Source organism: Methylobacterium ajmalii, from assembly GCF_016613415.1.
GTDB classification, from domain to species: Bacteria; Pseudomonadota; Alphaproteobacteria; order Rhizobiales; family Beijerinckiaceae; genus Methylobacterium; species Methylobacterium ajmalii.
Window position 1 is genome coordinate 46,179 of sequence record NZ_JACWCT010000003.1, and the last position, 10,028, is coordinate 56,206.

At 69.6% G+C, this 10,028-nt stretch carries 9 protein-coding genes; 1 reads left to right on the top strand and 8 read right to left on the bottom strand.

Annotated features, from left to right (window positions below; translation table 11 throughout):
• Window positions 1–132: 132 nt before the first annotated feature.
• The 5 genes from HPY23_RS00745 to HPY23_RS00765 all read right to left on the bottom strand — a co-directional run bounded on the left by HPY23_RS00745 (window position 133) and on the right by HPY23_RS00765 (window position 5,122).
• Window positions 133–846 carry an ABC transporter ATP-binding protein gene (locus HPY23_RS00745; protein WP_060850153.1) on the bottom strand — a complete coding sequence of 238 codons (714 nt, stop codon included), beginning with the start codon at window positions 844–846 and terminating at the stop codon, window positions 133–135.
• On the bottom strand, window positions 846–1,628 hold the full coding sequence (locus tag HPY23_RS00750; RefSeq protein WP_200601858.1) for an ABC transporter ATP-binding protein: 783 nt from the start codon (window positions 1,626–1,628) through the stop codon (window positions 846–848). Before HPY23_RS00750 ends, HPY23_RS00745 begins: the two co-directional genes overlap by 1 nt.
• A complete protein-coding gene (locus tag HPY23_RS00755; RefSeq protein WP_091887348.1) occupies window positions 1,625–3,514 on the bottom strand; it encodes an ABC transporter permease in 1,890 nt (629 codons plus the stop codon). Before HPY23_RS00755 ends, HPY23_RS00750 begins: the two co-directional genes overlap by 4 nt.
• Window positions 3,515–3,554: 40 nt before the next feature.
• Complete coding sequence (locus tag HPY23_RS00760) at window positions 3,555–4,811, bottom strand: ABC transporter substrate-binding protein (RefSeq protein ID WP_091887346.1); 1,257 nt, start codon at window positions 4,809–4,811, stop codon at window positions 3,555–3,557.
• Window positions 4,812–4,984: 173 nt separating this feature from the next.
• A complete protein-coding gene (locus HPY23_RS00765) occupies window positions 4,985–5,122 on the bottom strand; it encodes a hypothetical protein (RefSeq protein ID WP_175539976.1) in 138 nt (45 codons plus the stop codon).
• A 165-nt stretch (window positions 5,123–5,287) separates the two neighbouring features.
• Between HPY23_RS00765 and HPY23_RS00770 the strand changes: the two genes are divergently transcribed.
• Entirely contained in the window at window positions 5,288–5,563 is a 276-nt protein-coding gene (locus HPY23_RS00770) for a hypothetical protein (protein WP_091887344.1), read from the top strand.
• Window positions 5,564–5,673: 110 nt separating this feature from the next.
• Here the strand turns inward: HPY23_RS00770 and HPY23_RS00775 are convergent, their stop codons facing one another.
• From HPY23_RS00775 to HPY23_RS00785, 3 genes are all read right to left on the bottom strand, one after another.
• The gene (locus HPY23_RS00775) at window positions 5,674–6,714 is read right to left on the bottom strand and encodes a PAS domain-containing protein (RefSeq protein ID WP_091887342.1); all 1,041 of its coding nucleotides are present in this window, start codon (window positions 6,712–6,714) and stop codon (window positions 5,674–5,676) included.
• 835 nt (window positions 6,715–7,549) lie between these two features.
• Entirely contained in the window at window positions 7,550–8,545 is a 996-nt protein-coding gene (locus HPY23_RS00780; protein ID WP_236012781.1) for a PAS domain-containing protein, read from the bottom strand.
• Between the two features lie 156 nt (window positions 8,546–8,701).
• On the bottom strand, window positions 8,702–10,028 hold a 1,327-nt coding region (locus tag HPY23_RS00785), incomplete at its 5' end, for an ATP-binding protein (protein WP_200649535.1).

The following is a 10,028-nucleotide window of genomic DNA, read 5'->3' on the forward strand; positions in this document are numbered from 1 at the left end:
CCCTGTGGGGAGGAGCTGGAGGTGGGGGTGGTGCAGAAGGCACCGCTGAGGTCCATTCGGCACCACCCCCACCCCTGGCCCCTCCCCACAAGGGGGAGGGGAAAACCCGCGCCATACTCGGGAACACGCCCCTCACACCGTCAGGTACGCCTCCCGCACCGCCTCGTCCGCCTCGAGCGCCGCCATCGTCCCCTCGAAGTGGATCGCGCCCTTCTCGATCACGTAGGCCCGGTCCGAGACCGCGCCGGCAAAGCTCAGGTTCTGCTCCGAGAGCAGGACCGCGATGCCCTCGCGTTTCATGCGGAGCACCCCGTCGGCCATCTGCTCGACGATGACCGGCGCCAGGCCCTCCGACGGCTCGTCGAGCAGCACCGCGTGCGGGTTGCCCATCAGGGTGCGGGCGATGGTGAGCATCTGCTGCTCGCCGCCCGACATCGCGGCGGCGCGGCGCCCGCGCATCTCGGCGAGGTTGGGAAAGATCGAGAAGAGTCTCTCGGGGGTCCAGGCGGCGCGCCCGTCGGCCGGTACCTTGCGGCCGACCTCCAGGTTCTCCATCACCGTGAGATCGGTGAAGATGCGCCGCTCCTCCGGCACGTAGCCGAGGCCGAGGCGGGCGACCCGAAACGGTTCCCAGCCCGTCACCGCCCGGCCCTCGAACCACACCGTGCCGCCGGTCGGCGGCAGCACCCCCATGATGGCCTTCAGCGTCGTCGACTTGCCGGCGCCGTTGCGGCCCATCAGGGCCACGACCTCGCCGGGACGCAGCCGCAGCGTCACGCCGAACAGCACCTGGGCCCGGCCGTAGGCTGCGGTCAGACCCGAGACGTCGAGGAGGGGCTTGTCCATCACGCCACCGCCTTCCGGCGGGCGCGCATCGCCGCCTTGGTGCCGGCCTCGCCGAGATAGACCTGCTTGACCCGCGGATTGGCCCGGATCTCCTCCGGCGTGCCGGCGGCGATGATCTCGCCGCGCACCAGGACCAGCACCCGGTCGGCATGGGCGAAGACCGCCTCCATGTCGTGCTCGGTGTAGAGGACCCCGATGCTCCGTGCCCTCGCCACCTCGGCGGTGAGCGCCATCAGGCTCGATCGCTCCCGCGGCGCCATGCCGGCGGTGGGCTCGTCCATCAGCAGGAGCTTCGGCCGCGAGGCCAGCGCCACCGCCAGTTCCACCCGCTTCACGTCGCCGTAGGCCAGTTCCGAGACCGGGCGCTCGGCGTCGGCCCGCATCCCGACCCCGGCGAGGAGCACCAGCGCCTCGTCGCGGTAGAGGGCGCGGGCATCCCGGAACAGGCCGCGCGAGCGGCCGTGATGCGAGAGAAGCGCCATCTGGACGTTCTCGGCCACCGTCATCGACACGAAGGTCTGGGCGACCTGGAAGGTGCGCCCGACGCCGGCCTTCCAGATCGCGCGGGCCGGCAGGCCGGCGATCGAGGCGCCCTCAAGGGTGATGGAGCCCGAATCGGGCCTGAGCTGCCCGCCCACCATGTTGAAGGTGGTCGACTTGCCGGCGCCGTTCGGCCCGATGATCGCCAGCATCTCGCCGGCGTCGAGCGTGAACGACACGTCCTTGGCGGCGGCGACGCCGCCGAAGCGCTTGGTCAGGCCCGCGACGACGAGAAGCGTCATGCCGAGGCCTCTACGGTCTTGGGCGCCGTCGCGCGGCGGCCCCGCAGCGCCTCGGCGGCCCCGGCGAGCCCGCGCGGGAAGGCCAGCACGGTGGCGATGATGGCGAGGCCGAGCAGCAGGCGCCAGAACTCGGTCAGCGGCATCACCGCATCCTTCAGCGCGTGGAAGAAGGCGGCGCCAACGAGCGGTCCCATGACGGTCTGGATGCCGCCGACCAGAACCATCACCAGGAAGTCGATCGAGAGCGGGATGCCGGTGAGCGTCGGGTCGATCGAGCCCTTCATGAAGGCGTAGAGCCCGCCCGCGAGCCCGGCCGCGGCGCCCGCCAGCGTGAAGGCGAGCCAGCGATGGTTGCGCACGTCGAGCCCGATCGCCTCGGCGCGGGTGGCCGAATCGCGCGCCGCCCGCAAGGTGTAGCCGAAGGGGGCGTAGATCACCCGGCGCAAGAGGACGATCGCGGTGAGCGACAGGGCGGCGACGAGGTAGAAGTAGGTGTTGCGGCCCGCCGCCCAGGAGGACGGCCAGACCCCGACGACGCCGTTGTCGCCCCCCGTCACCTCGACCCACTGGAAGCAGACCGCGTAGACGATCTGCCCGAAGGCCAGCGTCAGCATGGCGAGGTAGATGCCCGACAGCCGGACGATGAAGAAGCCGAACAGGGCCGCGCCGAGGCCCGCGACGAGAGGGGCGGCGACGAGGGCCAGCTCCATCGGCGCCTTGAACGGCCCGGTGACCAGCAGCCCGGCCGCGTAGGCGCCGAGCCCGAAATAGGCGGCGTGCCCGAACGAGACGAGGCCGCCGACCCCGACCAGGAATTGCAGCGAGAAGGCGGCGAGCGCGAAGACCAGGATCTCGGTCGCGACCTTGACCTTGTAGGCGTCGCCGACGAGCGGCACCGCCAAGAGCGCGAGGATGGCGAGGCAAGCGAGCGCGGTCTCGGCCGGACGGAAGCGGCGCAGGGCAGGTATCCCCTCCGGCGGCATCACCCGGCCGGACGCGGCCTCGGGCCGGCCGAACAGGCCCCAGGGCTTGACCACCAGCACCACCGCCATCAGGGCGAAGACCAGGACCAGGGTCACCTTCGGGAAGATCAGGATGCCGAAGGCCTGGAGCTGGCCGATGATCAGGGCGGCCACGAAGGCGCCCGGCACCGAGCCCATGCCGCCGATCACCGTGACCACGAAGGCATCGGTGATGACCGAGAGGTCCATGTGCGCGTTGGCGGGGATGCGCGGGATCTGGAGCGCGCCGCCCAACCCCGCGAGGCTGGCGCCGAGGAAAAGGGTCAGGGTGAAGAGCCGGGCCTGGTTGACGCCGAGCGCGCCGACCATCTCGCGGTCCTGGGTCGCCGCCCGGATCAGCACGCCGAACCGGGTGCGGTGCATGAGGAGCCAGAGGAGACCCAGCACCAGTGGCCCGACCGCGATCAGCACCAGCTCGTAAGCCGGGAAGCGCTGCCCCAGGATCTCGACGCCGTGGCGCAGCGAGGGCGCGCGGGGGCCGGCGATGTCGACCGGGCCCCAGACCTTGAGCACCAAGTCCTCGACGATCAGCACGACGCCGAAGGTGGCGAGCAGCTGGAAGAGTTCCGGCACCCGGTAGATGCGGCGCAGCAGCAGCACCTCGACCGCGACGCCGATCAGCCCGACGAGGAGGGCCGAGAGCAGCACCCCGAGGAAGAAGGTGGCCGGCGAGTACGACAGGTCGAGGAGCCGCGGCACGATCGTGACCGCGATGTAGGCCCCCAGCATGTAGAACGAGCCGTGGGCGAAGTTCACGATCCGGGTCACGCCGAAGACGATCGTCAGCCCGGAGGCGATCACGAACAGCGACGAGGCGCTGGCGAGACCGGAGAGGGCCTGGAGGACGAGGAAGGACGGGTCCATGGGGCCTCCGCGCCGGCGCCGGGGATGGGGCTCTCGGGGATCAGGCCTTGCGGGCCGCCTTCACCTCGGCCTCGGGGAACATGTAGTTCGCCCCGTCGGTGTAGCGCACGTTCTTCATGGTGCCCTGGCGGCCGTTGAGCGCCGTCTCGCCGATCCAGGCGCCCAAGGTCGACTGGTGGTCGAGCGCCCGCATCGTTACCGGGCCGGCGATGGTCTGGGAGGTCAGGCCCTCGAGCGCCGTGATCATCGCCTCGGTCTCGGTCGACCCGGCCTTTTCCAGCATGTCGCGGATCATGCCGACGACGACGTAGCCGAGGAGCGAGCCCAGCCGCGGCGTGTCGTTGAACCGGGCCCGGTAGGCGGCGACGAACTCCTTGTGGCCGTTGCCCTCGATCGTCTCCCACGGGTAGCCGGTGGTGACCCAGCCCTCCGGCGTCTCGTCGCCGAGCGGGATCATGTATTCCGGCTCGCCGGTGAGCAGGCTCGCCACCGTGCGCTTCTCGAACAGCCCGCGGGTGTTGCCCTCGCGCACGAAGGCGGTGAGGTCGGCGCCGAACAGCACGTTGAACAGCCCGTCGGCCTTCATCTGCGACAGGGCGCCGACGGTGGCGCCGGCATCGACCTTGCCGAGAGCCGGGAACTGCTCGCCCACCACCTCGAAGCCCGGCACCGCTGCGGCCATCAGCTTCTTGAAGTTGGCGGCGGCGGACTGGCCGTACTCGTAGTTCGGCGCCACGATCGCCCAGCGCTTGACGCCGCGGTCCTTCACGGCATCCACCAGCATGCGGGTCTGCATGTAGGTGTTGGGCCGCACCCGGAAGGTGTAGCGGTTGCCGCTGCCCATGGTGAGCGCGTCGGTGAGCGGCTCGGTGGCGAGGAACAGCGCCTTGCGCTGGTTGGCGAAATCCGCCACCGCGAGGCCGACATTCGACAGGAAGGTGCCGCACAGGAAAGCGACGTTCTCGCGGGTCAGGAGTTCCTCGGCGACCCTGGTCGCGTCGCCCGGGGTCGAGCCGTCGTCGCGAAACACGATCTCGATCGGCCGGCCGCCGAGCGCCTTGATGCCGCCGGTCTTGTTGACGGCGTCCTGCGCGAGCTGCATGGCGTTGCGGTAGGGCACCGCGAAGGCCGCCATGCGGCCGTAGGAGTTCAATTCGCCGATGCGGATCGGCCCGGACCCTTGTGCGGCTCCCTGCGCGACCGCCCGCGAGGCTGCGAGGCCGAGCGGTGCCGCGGCGAGCCCGCCGAGCAGGGTGCGGCGGGACAGGGGACGGAACGTCTCGTCGCGGGTCGACATCGGGGCGAACCTCCGGCGGATCCCGCCGCGACTTCACGCGAGCAGGATGCAAACTCGTTCGTAGGCGAACGATACTGTGCCTGAGCCTGGAGGCAAGAGCGAAATCTGCGGAAAATCAGGGCGGCATCTGCCCTCGGGCCGGGCAGGCCCGCGGGCAGGCCGAGGGCGCCGTGTCAGAAGCCGGCCTCGCGGGCGAGGCAGGCGTCGAGCGCGCGTTCGCGCTCGGCCTCGATCATCGCGGCGATCCAGGCCGCCTGCTCGATGCGGGCGGTCTCCGCCGTATCCTCGTCGCGCTCGTGGCTCGGCTGCATCCTGTCCTCCTCTGCCGGTCGGTGCCGGGGCGATCGTCCCGTGATGAGAACAAAATAGGAACAAGCGCCGGGATAGGCAAGCCGACGAAACGGTGGAAAACGGGGGACCTTGGCCGGTGGTCCGCGCGTTGCCGCCTCACGATACCTCGGAGAAGGACAATCCCCATGCGGACCGCCCTCATCGCCCTCGCCACGACCCTCGCCCTCACCGGCGCCGCACTCGCCCAGACCGGTGCTCCCGGCTCGGCGGAGAACAACCTGAACAACCCGGCCAGCGTGAAGAGCAACGCCGAGAAGGGCATGCCCGAGCGCGACCTGACCACCGGGACCGTCGCGCCGACGGCGCCCGGCACGATGGCCCCCGCCGCCCGCGCCGACGACCTGCCGAGCCACAGCGGCGGCAACGCCGCGGCGACGAGCCCGGCCAACCGCGCCCGCTGAGCGTCGATCCGACGTCCGGGCCGGCCTCCTCGCGGGGCCGGCCCGTTCGCCTTGCAATCGCACTGTCCTTACATACGCGACGACCGAAGCCGGCATCTGCCGGCCCCCGCTTAAGCCTTGGTCACCGCGATCTGGCCGCCATCCATCATCATGAACCGGATCCCGGCGGCCCGCAGGGCGGCGATCGCCTTGACGCGGGAGCGCGCACCCCGGATCTCGGACCCGTCCTCGAGACGCTTCACCGTCGAGAGCGACACGCCGCTGGCGCCGGCGAGCTGCGCCATCGACCAGTCGAGCAGGCCGCGGGCCGCCCGCAGGTGGGAGGCCTCCACCCCGTCCTCCAGGCCGCGGCGGATCGCGCCGTTGAGCGGAGGCGCGGTGCCGGACGAGGGCGCGCCCGAGTCGTGGATCGGGTATTTCATTCCGGCCCGGCCGAGATAGCGCCCGGCCGGATCCCAGAGCGGGACCCCGATGATCCGGAAGCGCCGGACCTCGCCATCGGCGAGGCGCTCGCGGGCCGTTTCCTGAAACCGGGCCACATGCGAGCGGACCGCCATCGCCGCGTCGCGGAATGCCGGCCGCTCCCACGGCACGACCATCAGGAACGGGTCGCTCCTGATGGCGGCGAGGTCCAATCCGTGGGCCGTCGCCATCTCGGGCGGGAAATCGTAGGTATTGTTCGGTTCCACCGTGTAGGTGATCGCGTGGGTGGCTTGGTAGAGCGCTCGCCGCCGCAGCTGCTCCCGTTGCAGCATCAGGCTCAGCCGCGCCCGATCGGTAACATCGAGGGCGATCCCGCTCAGGCCGGTTGGGCGCCCGTCCGGTGCGAACCTGAGCTCGGAACGGACCGAGAGATTGCGCAGCTCCCCGCTCGGCCGGATCACCCGGAGGAGGGCGCAGGGCAGGACATGGCCGGCCAGCGCGTCGGCCGGACTGGCGATCCGCCGCCGATCCGCCGGGCACACGAGGTCGACGAAGAGGGCGTAGCTCGGCGTGACGGAATGCACCGGCAGGCCGAGGAGCCGCACGAAGCCCGGCGACCAGCGCTGCTCGCCCGATGCGAACGACCAGTGCCACGTCCCCACCAGGCCGGTATCCTCGATGGCCTTCAGGAAGGCGTCCGACCGGACCTTCAGGTCGTCGGCATGCATGGAGCAGTCTCGCATCCAACTGTCTTGAATCACGCGCTTCCCGGCCGCTCGCTCGGCGCTTGCCGCGCAGTCGCTGCGCGATACCGACATCGGCTTCGCCCAGTCGCCGCGGAGGCAGGCCCGGTCACCTCCTCGACCCGCCGCACCTGGGCCGTCCCAGCCGCCTTTGCAACGATGTCTCATCTTGGGAGGTGCCGTTGATGCACGTTTCCGGGTGCCGTTGCGTTTCTACATCATTTCTCTACGGCATTCACGTTACAACTTATGAGGGTAATATCCCGGACGATCGCCCGATTGGTCGCCGCGACGGCGGCATTTTCCGAAAGTCAGCACAAATTTTTGAATGTAGATTTATTTCTCCTATTATATTTGTCGATTTCAAAAAAAATACCTCACATCTAATTTAATATGCTCAAATATTTATCAAAATATATTATTTTTATGTTTCGTATAAACAATTGATAATAAAATGATTGCTATGCCGTCGCGTGTCCTCCCGAGGCAACTGGCTCGGATATCTAACCCCCGCCCTCGGTAGATCATGCGAGATAATATTAATTTATTTCCAGTTTAGATTGTAAATTTTCTCAATTTATGCGCTGGCTGACAATGCACGGCCTTGCAACTACCTTCCTGACACAGCATCCATCAAAGCCTCTTTGAGTAAATTTTTTTCTACGAGACGATTTATTTTCGTGAAATTATCCTACCATATTTCCTAATTATTCGATATCAGTCGATTTTTTATCGAAAAATTACTCAATAAGAGGTATGACAGTAGGACGTCTCAATGTCGATATCGATATTCGACAGCCGTCATTGACCAGAAAGAATCTCAGATCTTCGCCACCGCGATGGCGCCGTCGTCCATCGCGATGAACCGGATGCCGGCCCGGCGCAGGGCGGCCACCGCCTTGTGGCGGGAGCGCGAGCCCTCGCCCTCCGCGTTGTCCTCCAGGCGCCGCACCGACGAGAGCGACAGGCCCGCGGCCTCGGCCAGGGTCGTCATCGACCAGTCGAGCAGGCCGCGGGCGGCCCGCAGGTGACGGCCGCGCACCGCCTGTTCGAGGCTGCGCCGCATCTCCGCATCCCCGGGGGCGAGGGCGCCGTGCACCGGCGCGCCGGATTCGTGCACCGGGTACTTCATGCCGATCCAGCCGAGGGCGTCGCCGGCCGCGTTCCAGGCGGGCACTCCGATGAGGCGGAACCGCCACACCTCGCCGTTGGCGAGGCGCTCGTGCGCGATCGCCTGGAAATGCAGGTGGCGGTCGTGCCTCTCCCAGCCGCGGTCGCGGAGCGCGGTCCGCTCCTCCGGCACGACCATCAGGAACGGATCGACCTGGATCTCCTCCAGGGCCAGGCCGTGCACCTGCGCCACCTCGTCGGGGAAGCGGTGCACGAGGTCGTGTCCGAGGGTGTAGGTCGTCGTGTAGGAGGTGAGGTACAGCGCGCGGCGCCGGCGCTGCTCGGCCTCCTGCAGCTGCCGGAGCCGCTCGCGGTCGGTGACGTCGAGGGCGACGCCGCCGAGGGAGAGCGGCCGTCCCTCCGGCGAGACGCGCAGCTCCGACACAACCGACAGGATGCGCAGATCTCCGCTCGGCCGGATCAGCCGGACGAGCGCCTCCGGCACGACCTCGCCCCGGCGGATCCGGGCCGGGCTCGCCAGGCGCGCCCGGTCGTCCGGATGCAGAAGGTCGAGGAAGAGGTCGTAGCGGGCGACCGCGAATGCCGGATCCAGTCCCAGGAGCCGGAAGAAACCGGGCGACCAGCGCTGTTCGTCCGCGGCGAGCGACCAGTGCCAGCGCCCCGCGACCCCGTATTCCTCGATCATGCGCAAGAACACGTCGGAGCACGACGTGAGGTCGCCAGCATCCATACGCGTCGGCCAGCTCGCAATCACTACCGCCCGGGATGCGAAACCCCACGACATAGGGTCGAGGCCGCCGGTTCATGTCAAGGGCGGCCGCGCCCGGCCGGCATGCGGCCGTCACGTCCGGGGCGGGCGCGACGCCGACGCGGCCGACCGGCGGGCGCGGTCGATCACCTGCTCGGGCGTCGGCGGGTTGGCGGGGTGGTGGCTGAGGCAGAGCGGCGTGCGCAGCTTCGCCGGCTTCCCCGAGCCCTCGGTGGCGAAGTAGAACTCGCCCGCCCCGAGCCGGCCGATATCGGGGGCCGCCCCGCCGCTCGCCGCCATGATCTCCTGGGCTGCCGCGATGGTGGCCGGCGCGCTCTGGCGGCCGAAGAACTGAGTGGTGCAGTTCGACACGACCTGGTTGTGGATGCCCTTGGGCACCTGCGTCGCCACGATCATCCCGAGCCCGTACTTGCGGCCCTGCGCCACGAGCTTGATGCCGCTGCCGAGGCTCGGCGGCGTCCGGCCCGAGGGCAGGAAGGTCTGCGCCTCGTCCAGCACGTAGAGCCGGCCCCGGGGCGAGGGGTTGGCCTTGATCCAGCCGAACAACGCCATCTGCAGCCGGTTGACGAAATCCTCCCGGGCGGCCTCCGAGGCGAGGCCCGACAGGTTGACGACCGAGATCCGGGTGCGGGCCGGATCGGGGCCATGGAACAGCCGCGCGGGATCGAGCACCGCCCCCTCGACCCGCAGCAGCGGGTTGGTGGCCACCGCCGCCAGCAGCTGGTTCGCCATATCGGCGGCGAGCCTTGGGGCGTTGCCGATCTGGCTGGTGCCGTCGGGCAGGTCGGCCAGCAGGTCGGTGAAGGCCGCGAGCGTGCCGCCGCCCCGGGCCGCGAAGCCCCGGAGCGCGTCGGCCAGTACCCCGCGCTGGAGGGTCTTTCCCGCGCCCGCGAGCGGTCCGAGGGTCTCGGCCGCCATCTCGACCGCCTGGGCGCGCTCGTCGCGGTCCTCGCTCGCGGCGAGGTCGGGCATCACCGAGAGGAAGAGCGGGTTGCCGGCATGCACGCCCGGCGTCCACACCACCACCTCGGCCCGCGCGGCGTAGAGCGCGGCCTTGCGGTCGTCCTCGGGACCGAACCGGTCGGGCCGCTCCGGCCAGGAATCGCCGAGACGCGACAGGTCGTTGTTGGGATCGACGACGATCGCCGGGATGCCGGCGAGCGCCGCCTCCTCGACGAGGCGGCGCAGCAGCACGGTCTTGCCGGAGCCGGAACCGGCGATGATCGCGATGTGGCGCGGCAGGAGCCGCAGCGGCAGGGCGACGGGCGGCGCGTCGGGGGTGAGGCGGTGGCCGACCGGGATGGCATCGGTCGGGGCGGCATCGCGCGGGGCACCATCGGGCACCGGGGCCACGGCCGGCGCGGGGTCGGGCGCCCGGCGCGGCGGCGCGACCGGATCC

Excerpts from the sequence above, each read along its gene's own strand:
- HPY23_RS00745 (WP_060850153.1), bottom strand. The coding sequence starts at position 846 with ATGGACAAGCCCCTCCTCGACGTCTCGGGTCTGACCGCAGCCTACGGC.
- HPY23_RS00750 (WP_200601858.1), bottom strand. The coding sequence starts at position 1,628 with ATGACGCTTCTCGTCGTCGCGGGCCTGACCAAGCGCTTCGGCGGCGTC.
- HPY23_RS00755 (WP_091887348.1), bottom strand. The coding sequence starts at position 3,514 with ATGGACCCGTCCTTCCTCGTCCTCCAGGCCCTCTCCGGTCTCGCCAGC.
- HPY23_RS00760 (WP_091887346.1), bottom strand. The coding sequence starts at position 4,811 with ATGTCGACCCGCGACGAGACGTTCCGTCCCCTGTCCCGCCGCACCCTG.
- HPY23_RS00765 (WP_175539976.1), bottom strand. The coding sequence starts at position 5,122 with ATGCAGCCGAGCCACGAGCGCGACGAGGATACGGCGGAGACCGCCCGC.
- HPY23_RS00770 (WP_091887344.1), top strand. The coding sequence starts at position 5,288 with ATGCGGACCGCCCTCATCGCCCTCGCCACGACCCTCGCCCTCACCGGC.
- HPY23_RS00775 (WP_091887342.1), bottom strand. The coding sequence starts at position 6,714 with ATGCATGCCGACGACCTGAAGGTCCGGTCGGACGCCTTCCTGAAGGCC.
- HPY23_RS00780 (WP_236012781.1), bottom strand. The coding sequence starts at position 8,545 with ATGATCGAGGAATACGGGGTCGCGGGGCGCTGGCACTGGTCGCTCGCC.